Raw genomic sequence first — 26061 nt, 5'->3', positions numbered from 1 at the left:
TACATCATAAAAAAAAATGCCTTACAAATCAGTTTTACCTGATCTATAAAGCATTTTAAAAAAAGAGAAACCAAATCTTACTGGTAACCCGGATTTTGTACGATCTCTTTATTCTGATCTCGAACGGCCTGCGGAACCGGATTGATGTACATTTTTTTATGAAAAACATGCGGATGATTAAGTCCTACCACTTCATAAACCCATCTTCCTTTGTTATCAGAAGGAGATGAATTTGTGATTTTCATACCATGCAGATCTTTATTCATAACATCTTCGGCGATAACCCAGCGGATAATGTCGTAGAATCTTTTTGCTTCAAAACAAAGCTCCACCCGGCGTTCCCTGCGGATGGCGGCACGCATAGTTTCCTGGGTTAATCCTGCCGGAAGTTCAGGCAGATTTGAGCGTTTTCTGATGGCGTTGATTGCTGAATAAACGGATGCGTCAGGACCGGCAGCTTCGTTTTGTGCTTCGGCGTAATTAAGCAAAACCTCTGCATAACGGTAATAAACATAGTTTTGTCCACTGGATGCACCACCTCTTGGTTTCAAAGGATTTATTTTCTTTTTGAAATAATAACCTGTGTTTCCAACATCATCAGTACCAAAATCGATCTGGTTTTTGGAAGGTTTTACTTTGTCAATTCTGGTATAAATGGTATCGGTTTTGGCCATCCAGTCTTGCTTGTAAGGAGCACCGTCATAAACGATGAAATCATAAAAACGTTTTTCACGATTTACGTAGGGGTTTTGGGGATCATAACCGGAAGTGGGATCCGAAATTGTTTTTCCGTTTGCCATGCAAAATTGATCGACAAGTTCCTGCGTAGGATCATAATTTCCCCAGGTATAATAGACGCCATCAATCCAGACAGGTCCTCCATATTGTTCATAATTTGAACCCATGATGACAGCAACAATTTGTCTGTCCCAGATTATCTCAGAGTTGTATTCATTTTTCTCCCACCACAAGGCAGAAACATCAGGAAACAGGCCATAAGTGCCGCCATAGGTATCCATAAATTGTTTGTTGGTGGCAGCCGCTTTTTTCCAGCGTTCAGGATCGTAGTTTCCGAAACTTGCCATTTTGTTGGGATCTGAACCAACCGCAGGAGTTGCCGCGTTGAATGCCGGACTGGCCGCATACAATTCCAGCCATCCTTTTAGTGCGAGCGCGGCACCCAAAGTAGCCCTGCCGGCATTGGCATCCCCATTATTGAATTTAACGGGCAAAGCTTTATTGTTGACAATGGCTTCGAGTTCAGACGTGATAAATTTGAATGTTTCTTCAAAAGTGCTTCGTTTGGTATACAATTCGGCCGGAGCCATGGTAGCTCTGTCAAGCGTTTTGGTGATGATAGGCAAGCCGCCGATATGCATCCATAATTCGCTGTAAAGATAGGCCCTTAAAAATTTGACTTCGTCCACGCGTTGTTTTACATAACCGGCTGAAAAGTTAGCCGAGTTTTCAGCTATTTTTTCCAGAAATAAATTGCACTTTCTGATTTTATAAAAACCGGCGCCCCAGGTAGCATAATCTGTTGCGTGATTGGTGGAATTGGTAATTACCGCCGTATTATACTCCTGATCCATCGGCGACCCCTGATTAACAGAAGGATCAACAATTCCCTGTTTCCAGCTGTACGAACGCCAGTAAAATCCGGCATCGTTATCATCTGTGAAATTATCAAGATTTTCCGGGGAGTTCCATTTATTGGAAAGATCATGGTAAATATCATTGAGGAAAATATCCGCGTTTCCTTCTGATGCCCACTGGGTGGCGTCTGTTAACTGGCTCTTGATATCGTTTTCAAGAAAATCGTCATTACAGGATGTCATGCAAAGGCCAAGCAGCATCGTAAAAATGATCTTTTTAGTATTTTTCATATTTCGTTTATTTACAGGAACATAAAATCAGAAAGTGACATTTAAACCAAGTACATATACCTTCTGGTTGGGATAAGCCGTTTCACGATCGGTGTAACCCACTTCCGGATCCATGAATTTTAACTTGCTCAAAGTGAACAGATTTTGTCCCGAAGCATAAATTCGCACGGACTGGATCTTCAAAGAATGCATAATACTTTTTGGAAGGGTATAACCGATAATCGCTGTTTTCAGGCGTATATGTGCGGTGCTTGACCACCAGAAATCCGAGTCCTGTGTGTTGTTGGCATAAGGTGCCTGTGTAGCTCTTGGATAGCGCGCGCCCTGAGTCGTTGGTGTCCAGTGGTTATTGAAATATTCGTAGCTTGAATTGCTGTTATTATTATTGAAAGGAATGGTCTGAAATTGACGGATATCAAGACTTGCCATCGACGATCCCTGGAAAAACAGACTTACATCAAAACCTTTCCAGTTCGCGGTAGTCGTAATACCATAGCTTAAAAAGGGATAAACAGGTTTTCCGATAACGGTCTGGTCATTGGCGTCAATTTTACCATCCGGTTTTCCGTCCGGGCCGCTCAAATCTGCATAACGAATATCACCAGGATGCAGGGTACCAAACTGCGCTACATTGTATCCATCTTTGCTGTCGATAATGCCATCATCATTTTTGTCATCTGCTGTGCCAAATATGCCAAGTGCATGGTATCCAAATGGCGTGCCGAATGGCCGGCCTGTTCTGCTGCGGTTTGGATTGTTTCGTGTAGCAGCAGTTTCAAAAACCTGCACCATTTTGTTTTTGGAATAACTCATGTTTCCGTTGAAACCAAGTTTTAGCCCATTGGCAAATTTGTGGCTGGTACCAAGGCTGAACTCAAATCCGCCATTTGTCATAATCCCGGCATTTTCGTCGGCCAGTCCAAGACCATATTCTACCGGTACGCTCACAGCAGGAGGCAAAAGCATCCCTGTTCTTTTTTCATGGAAATAGTCAAATTCAACATTCAGTAAACCTCTCCATAGCGAAGCTTCAAAACCAACGTCAGTTTTGGTAGAAATTTCCCAGGTAATATTTTTATTGGCCTCGTTTGGAATGTAAGAACCCTGGACCATTGATCCCGTTCCAAGTGCGTAAGCATTTCCGTACAGATTGTATCCTGTCAGATATTGAAATGCAGTACCGGCAAGGTTTCCTGATTTTCCCCAAGATCCTCTCAGTTTCAGATTATCAACCATAGGCAGGTTTTTTTTGATAAAATCTTCTTCTGATAAAACCCATCCGACAGAAAAAGCAGGGAAATAACCGTAACGTTTTCCGGGAGCAAAATAGTAATGCCCGTCATAACGCCCTGATGCCTCAAATAAATATTTGCCGGCATAGGCATAACCAAGTCTGTAAACATAACCGATCTGACTTCCCGTGGATGAAGTTCCTGAATTGTCAAAATCGTTTTTGTTGGAACTTCCCATATCGAGTTCATCTACATTGATGGCGTAGTTATTCCGTCGTGCAGCGAAAATTTCATAGGTATTATTCCGCGCTTCCGCAACCAGCAAACCTGTAAAATCATGTTTACCAAAAGAATTGTGGTAATTCAGATATGCCTGATAGCTGAAAGTCTGCGTTTTTCTGTATTCCTGTCTCAAATAGGTAAAAGACGGAGCACCACCTTCGGAAGTAGAAATTTCTTTATTGTAGGTATAGGGCGTTACGTTGGTATTTTGGGTGTAATAATAGAAAGGCGTGTGCCATCCTTTTGTTGTACGCTGGTTTGGATCATAGCTGAAAGTACCTTTTGCGCTCAAACCTTTTACAAATGGAAGTTTTTGCTCAATTGCAATGGTGGTAAGCAATGTATTGTTGGTATTTTTTAAATAACCTGCATTTAACACACCAACCGGCGAATTTCCTGCAAATTCTCCCCACAAACCATTGCTGTAATAGAGGCTTCGGATGGGAATATATTTAAATCCGTTACGGAAAAGGTTTGTTGCCGAAACCGCATCATCAACCGATTTTGTATTTTCAATTGAACCGATCAGTGCCAGCGAAACCGTTGTTGTTTTGGTAGCCTGCGCTTCCAGATTCAGATTATAGTTGTAGCGGGTATATTTTACAGGATCAAACATTCCTTTCTGCTGCAAAAATCCCAAACCGGCGTAGTACTTGATTTTATCCGTTCCACCACTTAGCTGCAAATTATAGTTCTGCATCGGTGCGTGCATATTCACAAGCTTTTTGGTATTGCTGATTGGATAAAGATCAGGATCTTTTGCATTCAAACTGATATAATTTTCGATCAGGTCATTGGCAAAAGGCTGCTGGGTTCCTGTTGGATTTTCGTTCATATATGCCTCGTTTTTTAACCGCATATAATCCTGGGCTGATAATAATTTAGGATAGTAAGTTGGCGTCTGCGTGCCGTAATAACTGCTGAACGACAAACTCGGCGCTCCTGTTTTTCCTTTTTTTGTTGTAATTAATACCACACCATTTGCACCACCCAGGCCGTAGGGCGCAACCGCAGCTGCATCTTTCAAAATAGATATTGTTTCAATGGCCGTCGGGTCGATCTGGTTGATGTTGTCGCGGATAATCCCGTCAACTACAATAAGTGGTTTATTGTTGCCGGTGGTGCCTATACCCCGGATGTGAATGTCGGGAGAATCCGATCCCGGCTGACCTCCGTTTGGTCGCATGCTTACACCCGCCACTTTTCCGGCCATGGAATTGGAAATATTTGGAACCGGAGTTTCGGCAATTTCTCCTCCTTTTATAGAAGCAACTGAACCTGTCAGTGTGGATTTTTTCTGAGTTCCATACCCAACGACCACTACTTCATCAAGCGCTTTTGTATCTGCTTTCAGAGATAAATCCAGCGTTGTGCGGTTTCCTACAACAATTTCCTGTGAAACGTATCCTACGAAAGAAAGTATCAGCGTCGCGCTACCATCCGGGACATCAAGTTGGAATTTTCCATTGACATCCGTTGTCGTTCCACGCTGTGTACCTTTTAAAATAATACTTACGCCTGGAAGCGGTTCATTATTTTCAGCAGCTTTTACAGTTCCGGAAATATTAATTTCAGCCGGATTAGCGGCTAAAAGCATTTTTTCTGAATTTATTTCCGAAGTGTTTTTCTGCGCTTTTGACAAAAGAATCTGGTCATTACTGACACGATAGGTTATGCCCTTTGGAAATAATAACTGATCAAGGATCAGTCCCAGTTTTTGATTTTTAGCGGAAATATTTACCTGCTGTCCCATGTCAAGAAGGTCACTGCTGTACGCAAAGCGTATTTTTGCCTTTTGTTCAAGCTTGGTCAGTGCTTCCTGAAGCGTGACATTTTGCAATTGAATTGTAATGCCTCTGTTCAGCAAATCCTGAGCAGGCGAGTTGTGCGCATAAGCCATTGCCGATAGCAGACCGATGCAAACGAGTTGGTAGAAAGTTAACCGCATGATTTTGAATAGCAATCCATGCCTTGGATGAAGATGTTTTTTCATAATTTTACTGAGAATTGATTAGTGTTGGAAACAACGATCCTGTAAATCGCCGAAAGGCGATGGTTCTGAACTGCGCGTTCTTGGGAGTTCCTGGTCATTTTACATTCAGGAGTGTTGCAACCACTCCTGATTTTTTTTGACTAAGAATTTTGATCCGGATTTGATAGTTTATCTACGTCATATAAAACATATTTAAGGTGTATCTATTAATTTAATCCTTAACCATTGGCAATTAACCATTACATCCATCTCCTTTAAGCACAATCCTGCTTCCGTCAATCTCGTAAGTGGTACCCAGCAAAATGTCTATCATATCCAGTATTTCGGGTAACCGCTGATTATTGAAATCGACTTTTAGCCTGCATTTTTTGATGTTAAGATTGGCAAATTCAATTTTGATTTTAAAAGTCATCTGCAAGCGGTTTGCCACTTCACTCATGGGCGTTTCGTCGAAAGCCAGCGAAACCGATTGCCAGTTTTCCTGATTGGATGCAGCATTTTTCAAATGATTCACTGTTACATTTTGTGACGCCTTTTCGTAAATGGCCTGTTCTTTTGGTTGTAGAACTACCGTTTCCATGTTATTTTTCCCTTTGGGTGTACTGACCGAAACACTGCCGGTAACAACCGAAACCTGAAAAGTGGATTCCTCAGTATTTGCCCGTACGCTGAAAGTTGTACCGAGTACCTGCGTTTTAACGCTTCCACAATTCACGATAAATGGGTGTTTTTTGTCATGAACGATATCAAAAAAACCTTCACCGCTAAACCGGATCTCTCTGTTTTTTTTATGCTTAAATTCCTTTGGATGAACCAGATTTGCACCCGGCCGAAGCCATACAATACTATGATCGGGAAGGGTGTACCTGATTATTTTTTTCTGATTATTTTGAAAAGTGACGAGTGACGAATCAGCGTTGGTTTTTATTGCTGTCCTGTTTTTTGAGTGAAACTGGAAAAAATAAAATAAGCCGAAAGAAAGAAATATGACAGCCGCTGCCGCCTTAATAAACTTCCAGATTCGGAATGTGAACCGGGCTTTTTCAGAAGAGGAACTTTCGGCCTTATGTATTTGACTTTGAATACGCTGATACAGTTCAGATTCGTCAGATACTGAAAATGCTTCGCCGGAATCAAGGTTCAGTTTTTGATACCACGCATCTACCATGGCCCGTTCCTCGCTGCTGCATAAGTTGGACAGATATTTTTTTAAAATCTGAGAAGAAGGAATGTTGGGATTCATTTTATGTGTAAGGTTTACACTTATAAAAACAGGTTTACTTATACAGTCTACCAAATCCCTATGTATCCCTTACTCAAATATGAATTTATTTTTAAAAAATTGAATTGATTAAATAAAAGATGCGCTGATTAGCATTAAAGCGATATAATCTTTCATTTCAACGCGAAGGATCCGGAGTGCCTTACTGATATGTGCTTCAACCGTTTTTTCTGAAATTTCAAGCTTGCCGGCAATTTCTTTCAGGCTGTGACCCTTTCGGCTTAATACAAATACCTGGCGGCATTTTTCAGGAAGTTTTAAAAGCGATTGTTCGTAAAGCTCACTGAGCAGGTTATAGTCCAGGTTTTCACGGGTTACGTCATCCGCGGGAGACTCCACTTCATCAATTGAAAAAATGTGCTGACGCTGCTCTTTATAGTAGTGTGAAACAATGACATTTTTGAGCATGCCCTGCAGGTAAGCCTGCGCGTTCTTTTGTATATCAAATTTATGTCGGCCTAGCCAGAATTTGAAAAATACTTCCTGCACCAGGTCTTCGGCAATCGTTTTAGCACCGGTTTTACGAATTGCAGTGTGCACCAATAGACGCGCATGCCGGGTATATAACGTGCTGAAAGCCAACTCGTCATTATTCTGGCAGATGAGTTTGGTCAACTCATCGTCTGAAAGATAATTGTGATGCGTTATCAAATTTGTTAGGAGTATGTGTAAAATTTCTTTTTTAACAATTGTAATATGTACACTTATTGGGCAAAGACTCCCAGGCATAATATTTACCTGATAGATTGATATAAAATATTTTCAATCAGGAATTCATTCAGCCAAAACAAATCCGGAACCAGATAAAACTTTCCAGCACAACTTGTTCAGAAATTCATACAATTTTGATATTTAATTGTTAATATTTATAAATATTTCCAGTATTAAGAAAAAAAATAATTTTTCAAGATGAATAATCAAACCGTAAATATCAGTTCAAACCTGAATCATCATTTTGTCATTATTGAGAATATCATACCTGAGAATCTCCACGGTGCCTATGCTGTAAAAGTTATTTCGGGTGATACAATCATAGTTCAGGCTGATATTTTGACCCACGGAGATTCAGCATTGGCTGCAAGGATATTTTATAAAAACAAAGAGGAAAACTGGGAAAAAGCTTACATGAAACCCGTAGGAAATGACCGGTGGGAAGGACAGTTTTCAGTTGAAAAAGCAGGTAAATATGTATACAAAATTGTTGCCTGGGTTGATCCCATCGCAACCTGGCAGGGGGAGATTAGCCGGCGCCTGCAAAAATATCTGCCGGTTAGTGACCTGATTCCTGAAGGATTAAAGCTTTTGGAGAAAATGTCAAAACTGGCCTTAAAAGATGATAAAGCACTTATAAAAGAAGCGATACGGCTTTTTAAGGATAAAAATCGTGAAGATGAGGCCGGACAATTGGCAGGAAGTTTTCGTTTTACCGAATGGTTGAACCGCTATCCTGACATAGGCTTTTCTGATGAATCCGCAGAATTTCCATTACTGGTATACCGTAAAAAACTTGAATTCAGTTCCTGGTATACAATGTTTCCAAGATCAGCCTCCGATGATTTCGGGAAACACGGTACGTTTAAAGATGTGATAAAACGTTTGCCAAGAATTGCAGATATGGGATTTGACGTCCTGCACTTTCCACCAATTAATCCAATTGGTTTTCGATATAAAAAGGGTAAAAACGGTGGGCAGAAAGCAGACGAATCGGATCCGGGATCGCCTTTTTCAATCGGGAATTCCACGGGTGGGCACCAAGCCATTCACCCTGAACTTGGCAATATTGATGACTTTAAAAATCTTGTACTGGAAGCTGGGAAACGAGATGTTGAAATTGCCCTGGATCTTTCCTTGCAGTTTTCCCCGGATCATCCGTGGGTCATACAAAATCCGGGATGGTTTGAAAAAAACAGCTTGAAACAAACTTTTTTATCGGGTCAGTTAATCTCGGTTGAACCTGATTTTTACAACATCCAAATAGATGAAAATAATGAAGAAACTTTAAGTAAGGCTTTTAAAGAAATAATACAATTATGGATTTCGTGGGGAATCCGTATTATCCGGGTTATTCAACCTGAAAAACATCCGTTTTACTTTTGGAAGAATCTGATAAGCGACATAACTGCCCAATATCCTGATCTGATTTTCTACGCCGGTACTTTTACGAGGCCAAAGATTATGAATGCGCTGTCTAACTCCGGTTTTGCACTTTCTGATTCTTATTTTATGTGGCGGAATCGAAAGTATGAGCTTGAACAATATATTAATGAACTTGCATATTCATCTCAAAAGGATTTTTACAAACCCATTTTCTGGACAAATACACCGGATATTAATCCATTTAATCTGCAATCGGGACATGAGCCTCAGCAGCTCATCCGGTTCTTTCTTGCAGCTACATTGTCTGGTAGTTATGGAATATACGGGCCGGTTTTTGAACAGTTGGTTTATGAATCTTTTCCAGGAAAGGAAGAGTACTGGAATTCTGAAAAGTTTGAAATCAAGCATTGGGACTGGGAAAAAGATACCAAGGTGCATTATCTGATCGGACTAATTAATAAATTAAGAAAGGAGAATCCGGCTTTGCAGAAGACCAATGATGTGCATACCTGTTTTCTGGAAAACAACCAGATACTGGCCTTTTTGAAAAATGATTTTGCGGGTAATAAATTGCTCTGTGTAGTTAATCTTGATTCATACCACCGTCAATCGGGCATGGTGGAAGTTCCTGTTCACATGATTAATAAAAATTATGATGAAAAATATATTGCACATGACCTGATCACGGATGCGCGCTATGAGTGGAAAGGAGATTGGAACTACGTGGAACTGGATCCACACATTCTGCCATTTCATATATTACGAATTGAGGAATATCATGGAGAAAACCATTAGAGATTCGGCTAATGTGTTAAATAGGCAAATAAGAATTGGGTTTTTATAGAAAAAAGGGTGAATTTGAAAGGCGCAGAAAATAACTGCAAAATTTTCACTCTTACTCGTTGAATTAATTTATGAAAAAGTTACTACTCTTACTTGCTCTCCCTTTACTTTCTCAGGCGCAGACAACTCCGGATGCGATCAAAGAAAAAGCGGCGAAAATTCATGAAAAAGCATTGACTATTGATACACATGCCGATGTGCCGATCAATATGATGAAAGAAGGGTTTGATGTTTCTGTGGAGCATGATTATGCAAAAGACGGTTCGCAAATCGATTTTCCAAGAATGAAAAAAGGCGGAATGGACGGAATGTTCTTTGCGGTTTATTTAGGACAGGGAAAACGCAGCCCCGAAGCTAACGCCGAAGCGAAGCAAAAAGCGCTGGCAATTTTTGATAAAATTCATGAAGCGGTTAAACTTCATCCTGAAATGGCCGGCATTGCCACTACGCCAAAAGATGCATACAGATTGCAGAAAGAAGGAAAGAGAGCTGTTTTCATCGGAATGGAAAACGGCTGGCCGGTTAATAATGATCTGGCGAACCTGAAATTATATTATGATCTGGGACTGCGTTATATCACGCTTTCGCATTCAGCCAATAACGATATCGCTGATTCTTCAACAGATCCAGACGGTCCGGAATGGAATGGTTTAAGTCCTTTTGGTGAGCAGGTTGTGAAAGAAATGAACCGTTTGGGTATGATGGTGGATATTTCCCACGTATCGGATTCTACGTTTTATGATGTGATCAAACTTACCAAGGTTCCGGTCATTGCTTCCCATTCTTCATGCCGCGCTTTGTGTGATGTGCCAAGAAATATGACGGATGATATGATCAAAACGCTTGCGAAAAATGGTGGTGTGATTCAGATTAATTTTGTGCCTGGTTTTGTGAAAAAACCATCGATGCAGCAGGAATTATCAATGAAAGCATTACGTCTGAAACTTCGTCAAACTGATTTGTCAGCCGACGATAAAAAAGCGCTTTTTGAAGAAATGAAGGCTACTGCAAAGAAATATGAATCCGACATGCCTACGATTAAAGATGCAGTCGATCATATTGAACATGTAATTAAACTAACAAGCGTGGATCATGTAGGAATTGGTATGGATCTTGATGGTGGAGGAAAAGTGATCGGTCTGGATGATGTGAGCGATATTGGCGTGATTACAGAAGAACTTGTCCGTCGCGGATATTCAGCAAAAGACATTGAAAAAATCTGGGGCGGAAATATTATGCGCGTTCTGGCTGCTGTTGAGAAAGGTAAGTCTATATAATGAAAGTACTATGGCATTGGTTTTTTAGATGAGATATGAAATAATAGATACATTTTAAGAAATAGTTTAATAAAATTGTAAATTGAAGCGATTACGGGTTCCCTAAACGGTAACCAGTGGAGCCTATACTCTCATCCGATTATTGTAAATTGTATATTAACCAATGACTAAGTCAACCAGTAAAAATAAAAAGAATTCGTCCCAAGCGTCTTCCCAGGAACAGGACTTGGTTGCGGTGCCAAAGCGTGACTTGAAACCAGTGGAAACGATAAGCCGTTTCACCGACTTTGATATTCATCTTTTCAAGCAGGGAAAACATTTCAAACTATATGAAAAACTCGGTTCCCATGTAATGGATGTGGAAGGTGTAACGGGAACTTACTTTGCGGTATGGGCTCCGAATGCATCCCATATTTCTGTGATTGGTAACTTTAACGGTTGGAACAGAGATGCTCACGGACTTGCACCACGCTGGGACAGTTCCGGAATCTGGGAAGGCTGGATTCCGAATATCGGAGTAGGAGAGGTTTATAAATATCTGATCGTAACCAGCGATGGTCAACATCTTGAAAAGTCTGATCCGTTTGCTTTATGGTGTGAAGTAGCGCCGAGAACAGCCTCAATTGTATGGGATACCTGGTATGAATGGGGTGATGCGGACTGGATGAAACTCCGTAAAGAAAAGAATAAACTCAACGCACCGATTTCGGTATACGAAGTACATTTAGGTTCATGGCAACGTGATCCGTCTGATCCGGAACGTTTCCTGACCTATAAGGAAATTGCAGAATCGCTGGTTCCTTACGTGAAGGAAATGGGTTTTACCCATGTGGAATTAATGCCTATAATGGAGCATCCTTATCCACCATCCTGGGGATATCAGATCACCGGTTATTTTTCGTGCGCTTCCCGTATGGGAACTCCTCAGGAATTAATGCACCTGATCGATCGCCTGCATCAGGAAGAAATCGGGGTTTATATTGACTGGGTACCGTCACATTTTCCCGGTGATGCGCACGGACTTTTTCGTTTTGACGGAACAGCGCTTTATGAGCATGAAGACCCAAGAAAAGGATATCACCCGGACTGGAAAAGTTACATTTTCAACTACGGCCGCAATGAGGTAAAATCGTTTTTGATCAGTAATTCCATTTTCTGGATGGATCGCTATCATACGGACGGACTTCGTGTAGATGCGGTGGCTTCCATGCTTTATCTTGATTATTCAAGAAAACATAATGAGTGGATCCCGAATGAATTTGGCGGCAGGGAAAATCTTGAAGCAATTGCTTTGCTAAGAGAAATGAATATTGCGGCCTATACCGAGTTTCCGGATATCCAGAGTATTGCTGAGGAATCAACTGCATTTCCAGGCGTTTCCCGTCCGGTTTTTGTAGGCGGACTTGGTTTTGGAATGAAATGGATGATGGGCTGGATGAACGATACCTTAAAGTATTTCGAAAAAGATCCGGCTTTCCGTAAATGGCATCAGGATCAGCTTTCTTTCAGTTTGGTTTATGCTTTTTCTGAAAACTTTATGCTTCCGTTGTCACATGACGAGGTTGTGTATGGCAAAAAATCGCTGATCAACAAAATGCCCGGCGATGAATGGCAGAAATTCGCGAACCTGAGACTGATGTTTGCCTATATGTTTACGCATCCGGGAACGAAACTTGTTTTCATGGGCGGAGAATTTGCGCAGACCTCTGAGTGGAATTTTGAACAAAGTCTGGACTGGCATCTTCTGGATTTCGCTCCTCATAAAGGGATGAAAGAATGTATAAAAGCGCTTAACAGAATTTATAAATCTGAGATTGCGCTTTCTGAATATTCATTTTCGAGTGAAGGTTTTGAATGGATTGACACGCAGGATCGCGAAAATTCTGTTCTGATTTATGCACGGAAAGCTTCTGATCCAAATCAAAATCTGGTTATTGTTCTGAATCTTACCGCAGTGCCAAGGCCTAATTATAGGGTGGGTGTACTGTCGGCAGGAACGTGGGAAGAAATTTTCAATTCGGATGATACCTTGTTTTGGGGCAGTGGCCAGAAAAATTCCGCACCGGTAACATCGGAAAATAGTTTATGGCACGGCAAGGAAAATTCAATTCAGCTTAGTTTGCCTCCAATGGGCGCAGTCATACTGAAGAAAATTCCAAAGGCGAAGTGAATTTCACAGGAATTTGATGAAAATAAATAATAAGTATAAGGCAGAGACATCTCTGCCTTATTTTTTTAAGTTATATTTGGAAGAAGCGATTTGGGCACAAAAATTGCCATTTCTGCACAAAAAGCCCGGCGTTGTGCTGATTATAAGAAATCACTTATTAACAAATTAGATCATGAATAAGGAAACCGAAGATGCGCTTTTGCTATTTCTTACAGCAACAGACAGAAATTTTATTGAATTCCCGACCGAGACCCAGGATCTTTTTCAAGAGGCAACTGAACTGCTTAGAAAACAGGGACTTGTAACGGTAACCAAACTGGAAGATCAGGGATATAATATCACAGCCAGCCTTACAGAATCAGGTTTGGAACAGGTTCATATTTTACGTGAAAAGAGAGGCGTTTAATGACCGCAGAATAAGGTAATCAGGATTGCGAACTTGTTTTTTTGTACATTTTTTTACCTTTACGCCAGCATAATAATTTTTACAAATGAAAATCATTCGATTAGCTGTAGTATTATTTTTACTAAGTACGGTTGCAAGTCACGCGCAATATCCTTCCCGGGTTACCTCAGGAGTAGATTTGGGAACCGGTTATAATGATAAAGCCTGGGCGCCGTCAATCGGGTATCATCAGGAATTAAGCATCAATGGTTTTCCATGGTTTAATCTGACCTGGGGAGCACGCACCGCTGGTTATTATACAGGTGAAAAGACTCTTTTGCCAAAAGAAAGTTTTTCAAGCGGAGATTCTCTGAAATTTGGCAGACTTACTGTCAACAGTTTAAGTATTCTGGCTGGAATTACCCTTAAATTTGGAAAATGGGATATCGGTGCAAACACAGATATCATAGGCATTGCCATTGGCGTAAAACGCAAAGGTCTTTATACCAAAAACTCTTTTCCGCAAGGAGAGGGCTCTGAGTATTACAACAGTCTTATTCCAAGTTCTCCTAATTTCTTTAATGTTTTGCCATTAGGCATGGATAAAAACAGTGGACAGTCAGAAGTGTTTGTACGCTACTGGATTACCAATAGAATCGGGGTAAAAGCGGGCTATGTTCATGGCCGTACAACTTACAAAACGGACGTTAAACTCGACAACAACCAAAACCGTTTTTCAACTACTTACGACATGCCTTATGTCTCCATCTGCTTCCCATTATATAATTAATAAACTAAAGCGGATAGCAGCACAAATTTATTATGGACGAAAAACTTGTTGATTCCCACAAATATAACCTGTGGAAGGGAAGGCTGGAAAAAAATGGCCTTGACGTTCACAATGTTGACGAATTATACTCACGAAGAAACGGAAAAGGAGAAGTACTTTTTTCACTTTTATATACCGATGCGACGACACCGGAAGGAGATAAAATCCCGCCAATCTGTTTTTTGAAAGGTGAAGTAGTATGTGTCCTGATCTGTTTTGTTGAAATTGAAACCAGAGAAAAATACTTACTGCTGGTTCGTCAACGCAGAATTTGCGATGGTTCGCTTACCTATGAACATCCGGCTGGCATGCTCGACAGTGAAAGTGACGCGGCTTCTGTTGCGGCCAGAGAAGTTTTTGAAGAAACCGGAATTCCAATTAAAAAAGAAGATCTGGTTGAACTTAATAAGGGACCTTTCTTTCCATCAACCGGCACAAGCGATGAGGCGATGTATTTATTTTACAGTGAAATAGAATTGTCCTTCGAAGAAATTGCAAAACATCATAATCAAACACAAGGTCTGATTTCTGATCACGAGCATATTACCACGCATGTTGTGCCTTTTGTAGAAGGACACAAATTAATTACCAATGTTAACGGTATTCTCCTGGATTTCATGTATTTGAAAGATGTTGGAGATTGGGATTTGATGAAAAGATTATAAGGTCGGAAAATGCCTCATAGTTTATTTGCAATAAATTCTGTCAGGAATTGACAAGAAATCAAATTAGAGGCTATATTTGCACCCCGTTACAGGCTATAAAGCCCAAAGCACCCATAGTTCAATGGATAGAATTTCGGTTTCCGGTACCGACGATATGAGTTCGAATCTCGTTGGGTGCACAAAAAAGGAGAAAACAGTGATGTTTCTCCTTTTTTCAGATATAACCTCTTTTAAATGTTGATTTTCGATTTTTATCTGTTAGAAACTTCCTTCTGCATGGAATTTTTCATGGCATTGTCCATCATTCGTTCGGGTAAAAGAGAAAGCAGGTAGGTTTGCGCGGCATGAGGCCAGTACGGCATAACGCTTTTTTTGCCACAGCCTACGACTGACAAGACCTTTTTTGCAAAATGTTGACTGGAAGGTCTCAAAAAGCTAACAGGCTTCTTATTAGAGCCCGTATGGACGCTTCCGGTAAGTATCGAAATGGTCTCAATGTTCTCAAGTTCTATTGATAGTGATTTTGAAAATGCATTGTTATAAGCCTTTGTGGCCGCATAAACTGCAAGGAATGGAGGTGGAAGTATCCCAGCGTAGGACGATATATTCAGAATCAGTGAATCGCCGGAGAGAAAAGGAAGCAAACGATTGGTAAGCTGCGTAGCAAAAAGTATGTTTACATTGACAATCGCGTCGATTTCGGCTGCTGAAAGTTGGGAGAAAGCTTTGATCGGTCCAATGCCAACGTTATTGACCAGTATCTTAATCGGGAGGTGCTCAATCCCGGAAATGTCAGGAATGCCATATACACTGCTGTCATGGATAACACACCGGATATCTAATGACGGATTTATCATCAACGCGTCACTGATAACCGTGTTCATTTTCACCGAATCTTTTGCATGTAAAATAAGATTAAACCCTTTTGCCGCCAGCTCCAGAGCAATGCCTTTACCTATTCCATCTGATGCCCCGGTCACAACTGCATAAGCACCTTCTGTTTTATATCTTAAAATCGATGATGGTCTTATGTAAATATAAACGAAGGTAACAAAGCGAAAAATTATCCGAAACACCGCTACAATGCCGATAAAATTTACCAAATGGGTAAATGTGACTTGATATATTTTCATCCTTATGTCGTTGAATTAATTGAAATACAAAACAACAGGATAAGGCAAGTTGTACCAATGGTGAAACGGTTGTAAGTAATGGACTATTTGCGGTACTGCTGTTTGAAAATCATGGGCGACATACCGGTGCCCTTTTTGAAAAAGCGGGAAAAATAATGCTGATCTTCAAAACCAAGGATAGATGAAATCTCTTTTACGGAATAATCCGTGTAAAATAACACTCGTTTCGCCTCCATAATGACCTGCTGTTGAATCCAGTAGCTTGCCGAAAATCCAGTTACCTGTTTAACAACTTCGTTAAGATAAGAGGCAGAAATATTCAGCCTTTTTGCGTAGCCCGAAGGCGTTCGCTCGATATGATAAGATTGAGAAAGATATCTTTTAAATTGCTTGGTAATAATAACCGAACGTAAAGTGCTACCGTAATTTGAATCTTCTACGGCATCAAATTCGCAGGCAATCATGCCGGTACATGTATCTGTTAGTGAGCGAATTATCTCCAATTGGAGACTGCCTTTATCTGCATGTTCGGATAAGGCCACGAGCAGGTCAATGCTCTGTTCAAGCAAAATAGAATCATTTTCAGCCAAATGTGTAATTGCTTGTTGAGGAACCTTTTCTTCAAAAATATGTCGGAGAGAATCTTTTATCAGAGCGGTTTCGATGGCAATGAACAAAGCTTCTACTTTATCAGCAGAGACGCCCCGATGAACCTGACCTGGAAGAATACAAAGTATGGCGCAGCCTTCAAGTGCTATTTCCTTAAAATCAACCATAATCCGGCTTGTGCCTTGAAGCTGGAAAACAAATATATAGTGATCATCCCGATGGGCAGCTTTGAAAAGTATATCCTGATCATCCAATTCTTTGTACCGTGTTATCTTTAATCCGTGCCGTGTTATTTCTTTTAGTAATAGAATTGGAATATCTTTTTTCTGTTTCATAACGATGTAATAATAGATTACGAGGTAGGTATCAAAATATTTTGACTTACTCAGAAAGCTCGTTGGAACTTTAACTTATTTGCGGGCTTCATATCAATTATTCAGTTTGGTTAATCCTTTAATATAATTGGCAGATGAAACGACAATATGTAGACCGAGCATAATCGACCCGGAACAAGCAACAAGTACTGCTTGATACATCCGGCTTCCGTGTAAATCACAACTAGATTATCCAAATTCCAATTATCATTTGAATAGAATTTACCGCAAGTTAGGAGCGATCCTTGATATAACAGAACTCGTGGAAGCTCAAAGGCAGCTAAATATGAGTGAAGAGATGCTGCGCTCGATGACTCAGCAGTCACCGGTTGCGATTGGTCTTTTTGAAACGGAGGCGTTAATTATAAAATCTGCAAATCCTGCCATGCTTTCCATTGTAGGTAAAAATGAAATGGTCATTGGCATGGAGCTGGAAAAAGTATTACCAGAGCTTACAGAGCAGGATATTATTCGCGTATTCAAACAGGTTTTAAAATCTGGACAACCCTATGATAGTAATGATATTCCTGTATTTTTGAGGGGTAATACTGGATTGGAAAATCGTTATTTTAATGTCATTTGTACACCGATACATGGAGCAGACAATGAAATAACGGGAATTATGGTAATGTCCTCCGATTTTACCTGGAAGCATCATGCACAAATTGAGATAAAGGCAGGTGAAAGCAAGTTTCGTAACCTTATTGAGCAGTCCCCCGTGGGATGTTCACTCATGGTTGGCAGGGAGCTTATTATCGAATTTACAAATGAAGCCATGATCAAAATATGGGGGAAAGGCCATTCCGTTGTTGGTAAAAAACTTATTGAAGCTCTGCCAGAATTAATGGGACAACCCTATATCCAGATTTTGGAAAACGTTTATGATTCCGGACAACCGTACCATTCGCAGAGCGCTCGGGCGGATCTGAAGATGAGCGGGATCATGTCGACGTTTATTTCGATATTACCTATACACCACTTTTTGATGTTGAAAAAAAAGTTTACGGAATTTTGTAAATGGCTATTGAGGTAACCGCACGCGTAGAAGCGCAAATGGAGCTTGAAAGAAGTGAAAAACTTTACCGTGAGCTAGCCGGCCAACTGGAAACAAGGGTACAGCTCCGTACGACTGAGCTCAATCACGTAAATGGTCAATTAATAAGTTCAAATCAGAGTCTGGAACAATTTGCTTACGCGGCAAGCCACGACCTTCAGAAACCACTCCGCAAGGTAGTATCGTTTGGTAGCCGTCTGGAATCCCGTCATCGTGATCAACTGGACGATGAAGGGAAGTTCCTTCTTTCCAGAATGCAGGACGCAGCCAATCGAATGAGCTCAATGATTTCCGATTTGCTGACTTTTTCCAGATTAGAAGCTAATCATAAAGCTTTTGCAAAAGTGGACATGAATTTAATTGTAGATGCTGTCCTGTCAGATCTGGAAATGGTTATTGAAGAAACAAAGGCGGTGCTCGATATTAAGCCATTGGATAGCGTTTGGGGAGATTCAGCGCAACTAACCCAGCTTTTATTGAATTTGGTAAATAATGCGTTAAAATATCAACCGAAAGGACAGGTTCCTCATATTACAATTTCAACAACATCCGCAGATCCTTCCGAGTTGACTCAAATAGTTTTGGCTGGCCACGCTTACCTAAAACTCCAGGTCCAAGACAACGGCATTGGTTTTGATCAAAAAAATGTCCAGCGCAGTTTCCAAATGTTTCAAAGGCTTCATGGTAGAAGTGAATATGCCGGTACTGGAATCGGACTCGCACTGGGCAATAAAGTTGTCCAAAACCATTATGGACTTTTAACAGCAGAAAGTGAAATAGGGAATGGGGCTAATTTTATCGTCTATTTACCTATGTCTAAAAATTAAAGCAGTGATAATCCTAGGGTACGATTTATTTTCAGGAACTGGGTGCCTTCTGATGATTCCAGCTAGATTGATGTCACCGACGCGGCTGAATCGTCGTGCGACGCTTCTATACTTAAACCAGGACTGAATTGATTTTGGGGTTGTCAATAGTGGAAAATTATCCTGTCCGAAGCTAATCCTTAAAACTTGCCTTGTTACCGCTGAACATACCATCTTTAAATATAGACCCATGTTCAGCAGTATAAAACAGGACCATTTCTGCACCTGTCCCGGTTTTAATGGAAATCACCTCTTTTACTACAATAAGCGCTTCATTTTTCTCTAAGTCAATGTGCCCATTAACTTGGACCGATCCCTGATAAATATATAAGAGAGCCGTCAGGTCATTATCTGGCATTTCGGGCAGTTCTGTAATTGTTCCAGCAGACACATTGTTATCATACAGCCAGCTCTGGCTACTGAAACGAAGAGTTGTCTGGGATGTTGGAGATGCCAGTAGGCGCCAGGTATTTTCGCTGTCTCGTTGCCCTAGGTTCTGGAAGGTAACTTCCGGTTTGAGATTCTTAGCACCCGGGCGGATGAAGATTTGCAACCCTTCAAACGGTTCACTTTGACCGTCAATTAATTCTTCATGATAGAAAAGTTTACCGGCTTTCATAAGCATTAGCCGAGTACTCGTTATGGTATCTTTATAACCTTCTGAGTCTATGTGCTCCACTTTTCCCGCCCTGAAATAAGATAATATCTCATCATTGACATGCGGGTGCATGGCAATATGCTGTTTCCCTCGTACATATGCATGATCAATCCTCCCAATGCTTCCTATGCCAGAATCTGATCCTGAAATTGTGTATCCCGGATAAAGCGTTTGAATTGGACCGTGGCCCATAAATGCAGTTTTATCTATTTTCTTTAACATCGCAAAAAGGTTATTTAGCGCCGGCAGTGTGCCGGCGCCGGTTTGGTAATCAATTAAATAGTTTGAAATAAATTTCTTCGAAAAGTATTGGCTTGACTTTTTCACCTTCTGGTGTTGCCCAGCTACCAATCAACTCGGAGACAAACTGACTGATCGTTGATGTGCGCACACCTTGGCTTTCCCAGGTTTTTCTGGCTACGTCCTCAGCGATTTCCGTTGGTGAGCCTCCGCCGTCGATCACAACTTGTACATCAAAACCTTCTTCTTGCATAGAAATAGAGGGCCAGACAATACATACGTCATTGGTCAGACCAGCCATCACCACATTTTTCCTTCCGTTTGCAGCTTTAAGCACCGCCGCTTTAAATTCCTGGTCATCCCAGGCATTAGTAATACCTTGTCTTTTTACACGGTCAGCGAATTGCTTTGGCAGTATTTCCTCCATGTCTTTGATCAATGGCCCCTGTGCCAGCTCTTCCTGACTAGAAGTTAGAACTACCGGAATGTCTAAGTCTTTGGCGATCCTAGCCAATGCACGGGCCCGTGAAATGATCACTTCATGTGAACGATTGGCTGAGAAATTGAGTGTACCTACTTGGTGATCAATCAGTAATATTACTGTGTCTTCGATTTTGAACTTTTTCATGATCTTGATTTTGCTATTGTTTATGTCGCTTGAAACTTCGTGTTTCTTCCGACTTGCTTAGCAAAATTACCAGGTCAAGAAGCCTTAAAACGGTGATTTTTGTCACAATCGCCTGATGATGAAAATCACGTATTCTGGTAATCAAAAATTAACAACTAGCGGATTGGTTTTCTGGCCCGGCTCAACGTTTCTCTGGCAATTCCCAAATAGGACGCGATCTGGTGCTGCGGAAATCTTTGGACGATTTCAGGATAATGGCGCTGAAAATTTTCATAGCGTTTTATCGGATTTAAAGTAATTGTATCTTCCACGCGTTTTTGGGATGCAATATGATTGTTTTGGCTCATCTGCCAGAACATTGTATTAATTGCCGGAATTCTTAAAATCTCATCCAGTTTATTGATCGGGAAAACAAGCAGTAAAGAGTCTTCCCATGCTTCAATGAAATATTTGGATGGAGTTTGGTTAAGAAAGCTTTCACGGTCTACCACCCACCAGTTTTCGATCGCTAACTGGAGAATATGCTCAATCCCTGATTCGTCAACGCTAAACTGACGAAATGCCCCTTTAAAGACAAAGCCTGTATGGGTACACACTTTTCCCTCTTCCAGAAAGTACTGTCTTTTTCTAAGTTTTTTTAGTTCAAAGGCAGATTTTACAATTTCTTTTTCTTCATTGGTTAAAGGCTCGTTACTGTAACGCTGGATATACTCGAAGAGTGGTTCGTACATCGTTTTGCAAGTTTGAACAGATTTACATCGGCAAGTTAAATATAAATCGAACAACCAGCCTGACTTTCGTATCGTTGCAGTAAATTCGTTCCAAGCCTCGAAAATTCAGCTGCCATCTCTAAATGACTTACGCAGTTCAATTTGACATTTTTTGAATGCCACATCACAAATGTCAAATAAGCGTACCAACAGGCAATTCAACGTCTGTTTTGTGTTAACAAAACAAAGAATGTTTATATTTATTGAAATAATTGTGTAACTTTCGGCTACTTAGTTATCCAGAAAATTATGAAGATTTTTCTTTACTGCTTTCTTCTCATCGTTACTTTGTCCTGTAACAAGCCGGATTCTGATGTGACTGACAGTAGCCAGGACACCGTTTTAGATGAATATCCAGATTGGTATACCCTGAAATCTCCCGACGATCATATGATACTGGGCGTTTGGGGAAATTATAATAAAACTGTGGTCATCTCAACCGGCGCGAAGTTATTTCGTACTGATGATCAGGGAAAGCATTGGAAAAAGGTTCTTCAATTGACTGCCATATTATTTGGCGTAGTGCAATATCAGGATACCTTATTTGCAATGAATGGTTTATCGAATCAGACTAAACAAGCCGTCTATCAGCAGGTGCTGACAACCGCAGATCATTATAGCGTGGATGATGGCAAATCATGGAAGCGGTACTCGGGCAGCAATCATGTTTTATACGATATTCCGGAATTTGAATCTGCTGACAAATTTTTAATAAATCCGGTTTTCACACCTGACAAGGATACCTATAAGATCAACATGGTATTTAAAAACGGGCCAGATGCAACGACTGGTGGTTTTACTACGCCTGGTGTCATCACATCCAATGGCCGGCGGATCGATCTTCCACAACTCCATCAGCTGCAAAGCCTTTTTCTGGACGATCAGCAGCGGCTTTACATCGCGTGCAGTGATGCAGTTTGCGGTTCAGAAAATTCGTTCAAATTTTGCAATAGCCAGGGCGGAAGAGGTGTGGTATACATTTCCAAAAAACCTCTTCCTAGATAGTTTGAGGTGTAGGTTGATAGCAATCTTTTCGTGGTTGTGATATGGAGACCTTCTTCTGTATCACTTGATGTAGTGCTCCTTAATATGAAATACTGCATTATCCTATACAAATAAGGCCTTTCAAACTTTAAACAACTTAAAGTGATCAGGTCTGGAATGATATTATTTAACACTGCGGTATCATTTCATATTTTGATCAAAAAGATGCAGCCCATATATATTGCCGATGATTCTGCCGATCAGCGTTATTTGTTCGGTTACTTTCTTAAACGTGTTAATCCGGAATATCCGGTTGTATTTTTTGACAGAGCTCAGAAGCTGCTTGATTCATTGCAATCTTCCATTCAAACCGGTGGTGTTCTTCCCATGGTGGTATTTCTGGATTTGCAAATGCCCGAAGTAAATGGTTTCAAAGCACTTGAAATAATCATGAGCCTGAATGAAAGAGGAGGGAATTGGCCGGAAATACCCGTTGTTACTTATAGTGGTGATTCCGATCCGGATATGATACGTAAATGCCTGGATGCCGGCGCACTGGCATTTTTGCAAAAACCGGTAGACTTAGAAAAGCTTAAAAATCTATTGTTATTAGTTCAGCCATAGCCGTATTATTACTGCTGATCGTGATGAATAATGGCTACACAAGTTTATTAGGCTCTTGTCGGGATTGAAAACGGATGCGAACAAGTGTTCCCTGTCCTGGTTTGCTTTCTATATCCATAGTGGCTTTCATAAGTTCACAGATTTTTTTTACAATAAATAGACCTAAACCTTCACTTTCCTTAAAATGATCATTGGTGGTCTGGTCTGGCCCCGCTGGTGCTGGCTCCTGAAGCATTTTTCCTTCCTGATGTACGGCAGTTGTATGTATGGAAGGTCTCAGCTGTTCTGCAAAAAGAGCCAAAGTACTATTTTCGGCAAATCCCGGTCCGGTATCCTGAATACTTAAAATCCAGCGTGAATCATTTTCCGGCGCCCAGGATACATATACTCCACCTGAATTAGTGTATTTCAAGGCGTTATGAAGCAAATTTTGGAAAACGCGCTGTATTTGTACAGGATCACTGTGGACTATCAAATGTTTTGGACCTGTCCCTTCCAGCACTACTTTCTTTTTCTCTGCCAGTGGCAACGTGTTTTTGATCAGGGAATTCAGTAATTCTGATACATCAAATTCTTTGATATGCAGCGTTTCCTGACCGGCCTCTATACGTGAATAATCGGTCAGTTGTAATAACAGATCCCGTATCGACGACAAGTTTTTATTGAGCATTCCCATCAGTTCTGAGCGGTCTTGCTCGGACGATGGCATTTCCCATAACTGAGAAGCCATCATCAGTACACTAAAGCTGGAACGCAGGTCGTGTGAACTATGCCGAAGATGTTCATTTCGCGTTTTGCTTAACTGCTGCAACTGGTCGAGGGCATTTTGAAGATTCAGTGCCTGTTCAGCAGCAGCGGTTTGTCTAAGCTGATGGTAATAAGTGACACTTCCCCGGATGGAATCTGAGTATATTCTGAATACATCACTGTGAATAGATAAGAGAGACTGGGAAGAAAACTTCGGATTATTTTCAGCGTATGCTTGAATCTGTTCGAGCAGCAGATTAAACAAATGCTCAAACTCAATGATAAGTTCATGAAGTTCATAACCGGTTTGCCACCTGTGAAGTCCATGCTCACTGGCAACTTTTACGGCATCTTCAATTTCTGGTTCTTTCAGCAGCCGTTGTTCTAAAATATTTAACAGAACCGGTATCTGATCATTAAATTCTTCACGCGAGAAGCTGGCTTTACTGCTAAGATTATCGTCCTGCGTACAAGCCTCCCGCCATTTGTTAAGAAGTGTTTCCCTTTTGGTGCGTAGTAAACCAACTAAATCCTCGTATTGCTGATTGCCTGTTAATTTCGACATAGTATCAGTTTGAGTGTTTTTATTTATTAAAAATATTTGACAAACCTCGGTTTTGAGGCTAATGCTTACAGTGTATCAATCCCAAAAGAACAACGCTTTCGTAACTATAAATACCATACCTGATTTGAACTAACCTTTATCGTAAAATTTTGTAGAATTAAGTAAACCAGTTAAATATTAAAGTCATAAATTTGGTTGTTCGTAAGCTTACGATACAAATAACCCAGAGGTTTGAACGATGCTTTTATGAACAGGGCCAAAACAATTCTTATCGCAGATGATGATGAAGACGACAGGATGCTGCTTAGCGAAGCAATTCGCGGTATTATTTCCGGGATTGTCATCAAGGAGGTCTGTGACGGTGAAGCATTGATTGACCAGATCAGGCTGGAAGGACCGGAAAGCGAAATAGTAATTCTGCTGGATATGAATATGCCCAGAATGAATGGTCTTGAAGCGTTGGAAATTATTAAATCAGATCCTGATTTGATACACATTCCAATCATTATGATATCGACTTCTTCAAACCCGGAATTAATTACCAATGCCTATCTGAGGGGAATCAACGCCTACATCGCGAAGCCTTATCTGATAAATGAATATGAGGAGCTGGCAAGGGCGATCAATGTTTGTTTTTTGCATGACTACCCTTCATTTGATCAAGCTGCCACTATCAAAAATGTGTCTACAAAAAGCATTTTGGTTATTGATGATAATACGGATGAAAGTAAGTTGATCAATCTTGCTTTGAAGCATAGTTTGCCCAATGTGGATATAATTCACATGAATGATCATGCTACTTCGATAGAATTTATAGCATCGCAATGGGATAAGTGCGTTGCTACGCCGCAGTTGATTTTGCTGGACCTGTATCTGCCGGATCGAAAAAGCGGTCTTGATTTGCTTGAAATGATTAAGCAGTTTCTGGTTTCAAAAAACTTATCTACCATTCCCATTATTATGTTAAGTCAATCGGATGATCCTTTGGATATACAGGATTGCTACCGCTTGCAGGCTAATGCCTACATGACTAAATCATCAGATCTGACGGTCTGGTTTGCCTTTTTTTCCTACTTATGCCATTTCTGGATGGATACCATCATTACGCAGAGTAAACTGTCAAGATATTAATCTCAGGAAAATTTTGAACAGTCACCAAAATTTGGTCGGATAAAAATTCATTGTTATAATCACTCTTATATACAAACGTATATAGGTTAGTGTCTGCCTTTTTAGTATTATGCGATTTCGTAAAAGAGGTATTATTTGAATAATCACTGTACGGCTAATACGGAACAAGCTTAGCAGGCCGTGAAAAATAAAAAAATGGCCATTTCAGATACCCTATTAAGGATCTCTAAAACGACCAAAGAAACCGGAATTTGTAACACGTCGAAAGGCAGAATGGCTATTATACCTTCAAGCTATTTAATCAACTCTTCCAATTTCCTCCTTTAACTTATACCACTTTTCTATATCCTTATCTTCCGCATCGGTATACTCACTCGAAAGGAAGTCCAGGAATTCAAATCTATTTTCATCGTTTTCAAGAAGCAAAGTGTCTTCACTTCCTTCTGCCTTCACATGATAGATATTTCCTGTATTGGTAATTTCTTTTGACGTGTAGAATATACCTGAACCTTCAAAATTGCTTACTGAATTATAAAGCTGGTAAACATTTTCATGATTTTCCAGATCAACGCCGGATAACCAGTTTTTATAGTCTGTAACTTTTGCCATGATCGTATAATTAGATTAGACTTATACATTCAAGTAAAAACTGTACCAAAGGTCTTAATCAATCGAGGTCTAGGAAAAACAGCATTTAATGATCAAAATAGTAGTCAGGAATTAGAAAAAAATGTGTC

General features: G+C 40.5%; 22 protein-coding genes and 1 tRNA gene. 12 read left to right on the top strand and 11 right to left on the bottom strand.

The genetic code is table 11. The features are described from left to right. Nucleotides 1–77 precede the first annotated feature (77 nt). The 4 genes from IEE83_RS19125 to IEE83_RS19110 all read right to left on the bottom strand — a co-directional run bounded on the left by IEE83_RS19125 (nt 78) and on the right by IEE83_RS19110 (nt 7326). Nucleotides 78–1886 (bottom strand): RagB/SusD family nutrient uptake outer membrane protein, encoded by a 1809-nt coding sequence (locus IEE83_RS19125; protein WP_194122110.1) that lies wholly within the window; start codon nt 1884–1886, stop codon nt 78–80. A 27-nt stretch (nt 1887–1913) separates the two neighbouring features. After that, complete coding sequence (locus IEE83_RS19120; RefSeq protein WP_228101881.1) at nt 1914–5393, bottom strand: TonB-dependent receptor; 3480 nt, start codon at nt 5391–5393, stop codon at nt 1914–1916. Nucleotides 5394–5625: 232 nt separating this feature from the next. After that, nucleotides 5626–6636: a FecR family protein gene (locus IEE83_RS19115; RefSeq protein ID WP_194122109.1), complete on the bottom strand. Its 1011-nt coding sequence runs from the start codon at nt 6634–6636 to the stop codon at nt 5626–5628. 108 nt (nt 6637–6744) lie between these two features. Continuing rightward, nucleotides 6745–7326: an RNA polymerase sigma factor gene (locus IEE83_RS19110; protein WP_194122108.1), complete on the bottom strand. Its 582-nt coding sequence runs from the start codon at nt 7324–7326 to the stop codon at nt 6745–6747. A gap of 258 nt (nt 7327–7584) precedes the next feature. On the opposite strand from IEE83_RS19110, the gene IEE83_RS19105 reads away from it, so the two are divergent. From IEE83_RS19105 to IEE83_RS19075, 7 genes are all read left to right on the top strand, one after another. Continuing rightward, entirely contained in the window at nt 7585–9567 is a 1983-nt protein-coding gene (locus IEE83_RS19105; RefSeq protein ID WP_194122107.1) for a maltotransferase domain-containing protein, read from the top strand. Nucleotides 9568–9686: 119 nt separating this feature from the next. Further along, the gene (locus IEE83_RS19100) at nt 9687–10892 is read left to right on the top strand and encodes a dipeptidase (protein ID WP_194122106.1); all 1206 of its coding nucleotides are present in this window, start codon (nt 9687–9689) and stop codon (nt 10890–10892) included. A gap of 163 nt (nt 10893–11055) precedes the next feature. Continuing rightward, a complete protein-coding gene (gene glgB / locus IEE83_RS19095) occupies nt 11056–13062 on the top strand; it encodes a 1,4-alpha-glucan branching protein GlgB (protein WP_194122105.1) in 2007 nt (668 codons plus the stop codon). A 172-nt stretch (nt 13063–13234) separates the two neighbouring features. Beyond that, nucleotides 13235–13468, top strand: coding sequence for a hypothetical protein (locus IEE83_RS19090; RefSeq protein WP_194122104.1), 234 nt, complete (start codon nt 13235–13237; stop codon nt 13466–13468). Nucleotides 13469–13553: 85 nt separating this feature from the next. Next, nucleotides 13554–14237 (top strand): hypothetical protein, encoded by a 684-nt coding sequence (locus IEE83_RS19085; RefSeq protein ID WP_194122103.1) that lies wholly within the window; start codon nt 13554–13556, stop codon nt 14235–14237. A 32-nt stretch (nt 14238–14269) separates the two neighbouring features. Beyond that, a complete protein-coding gene (locus tag IEE83_RS19080) occupies nt 14270–14941 on the top strand; it encodes an NUDIX domain-containing protein (RefSeq protein WP_194122102.1) in 672 nt (223 codons plus the stop codon). A 107-nt stretch (nt 14942–15048) separates the two neighbouring features. Next, a tRNA-Arg gene (locus tag IEE83_RS19075) sits at nt 15049–15120 on the top strand. Nucleotides 15121–15192: 72 nt separating this feature from the next. On the opposite strand, the gene IEE83_RS19070 is transcribed toward IEE83_RS19075, so the two are convergent. Then, nucleotides 15193–16074: an SDR family NAD(P)-dependent oxidoreductase gene (locus IEE83_RS19070; protein WP_194122101.1), complete on the bottom strand. Its 882-nt coding sequence runs from the start codon at nt 16072–16074 to the stop codon at nt 15193–15195. Nucleotides 16075–16157: 83 nt separating this feature from the next. Continuing rightward, entirely contained in the window at nt 16158–17018 is an 861-nt protein-coding gene (locus IEE83_RS19065; RefSeq protein WP_194122100.1) for an AraC family transcriptional regulator, read from the bottom strand. A gap of 250 nt (nt 17019–17268) precedes the next feature. Here IEE83_RS19065 and IEE83_RS19060 point away from each other — a divergent pair, with 250 nt between their 5' ends. Beyond that, nucleotides 17269–18090, top strand: coding sequence for a PAS domain-containing protein (locus IEE83_RS19060; RefSeq protein ID WP_194122099.1), 822 nt, complete (start codon nt 17269–17271; stop codon nt 18088–18090). After that, nucleotides 18075–18938, top strand: coding sequence for a sensor histidine kinase (locus tag IEE83_RS19055; RefSeq protein ID WP_194122098.1), 864 nt, complete (start codon nt 18075–18077; stop codon nt 18936–18938). Before IEE83_RS19060 ends, IEE83_RS19055 begins: the two co-directional genes overlap by 16 nt. 172 nt (nt 18939–19110) lie before the next feature. Here the strand turns inward: IEE83_RS19055 and IEE83_RS19050 are convergent, their stop codons facing one another. From IEE83_RS19050 to IEE83_RS19040, 3 genes are all read right to left on the bottom strand, one after another. Next, a complete protein-coding gene (locus IEE83_RS19050) occupies nt 19111–19962 on the bottom strand; it encodes a pirin family protein (protein WP_310588534.1) in 852 nt (283 codons plus the stop codon). Beyond that, nucleotides 19907–20503, bottom strand: a complete 597-nt coding sequence (locus IEE83_RS19045) for an isochorismatase family protein (protein WP_194122097.1) — start codon at nt 20501–20503, stop codon at nt 19907–19909. The genes IEE83_RS19050 and IEE83_RS19045 overlap by 56 nt, the downstream gene beginning before the upstream one ends. Nucleotides 20504–20658: 155 nt before the next feature. Further along, complete coding sequence (locus IEE83_RS19040) at nt 20659–21234, bottom strand: Crp/Fnr family transcriptional regulator (protein ID WP_194122096.1); 576 nt, start codon at nt 21232–21234, stop codon at nt 20659–20661. A gap of 288 nt (nt 21235–21522) precedes the next feature. Between IEE83_RS19040 and IEE83_RS19035 the strand changes: the two genes are divergently transcribed. Together IEE83_RS19035 and IEE83_RS19030 are read left to right on the top strand one after the other, a co-directional pair. Beyond that, complete coding sequence (locus IEE83_RS19035; RefSeq protein ID WP_194122095.1) at nt 21523–22278, top strand: beta propeller repeat protein; 756 nt, start codon at nt 21523–21525, stop codon at nt 22276–22278. A 204-nt stretch (nt 22279–22482) separates the two neighbouring features. Next, nucleotides 22483–22881 (top strand): response regulator, encoded by a 399-nt coding sequence (locus tag IEE83_RS19030; protein WP_194122094.1) that lies wholly within the window; start codon nt 22483–22485, stop codon nt 22879–22881. A gap of 34 nt (nt 22882–22915) precedes the next feature. On the opposite strand, the gene IEE83_RS19025 is transcribed toward IEE83_RS19030, so the two are convergent. After that, nucleotides 22916–24193, bottom strand: a complete 1278-nt coding sequence (locus tag IEE83_RS19025; protein WP_194122093.1) for a sensor histidine kinase — start codon at nt 24191–24193, stop codon at nt 22916–22918. A gap of 246 nt (nt 24194–24439) precedes the next feature. On the opposite strand from IEE83_RS19025, the gene IEE83_RS19020 reads away from it, so the two are divergent. Beyond that, nucleotides 24440–25324: a response regulator gene (locus IEE83_RS19020; protein WP_194122092.1), complete on the top strand. Its 885-nt coding sequence runs from the start codon at nt 24440–24442 to the stop codon at nt 25322–25324. 297 nt (nt 25325–25621) lie between these two features. On the opposite strand, the gene IEE83_RS19015 is transcribed toward IEE83_RS19020, so the two are convergent. After that, on the bottom strand, nt 25622–25933 hold the full coding sequence (locus tag IEE83_RS19015; protein ID WP_194122091.1) for a hypothetical protein: 312 nt from the start codon (nt 25931–25933) through the stop codon (nt 25622–25624). Nucleotides 25934–26061: the final 128 nt, after the last annotated feature.

Source organism: Dyadobacter subterraneus (assembly GCF_015221875.1).
GTDB lineage: Bacteria > Bacteroidota > Bacteroidia > Cytophagales > Spirosomataceae > Dyadobacter > Dyadobacter subterraneus.
Note: the sequence above shows the minus strand (reverse complement) of the source record. Positions and strands in the feature narration are given on the sequence as shown.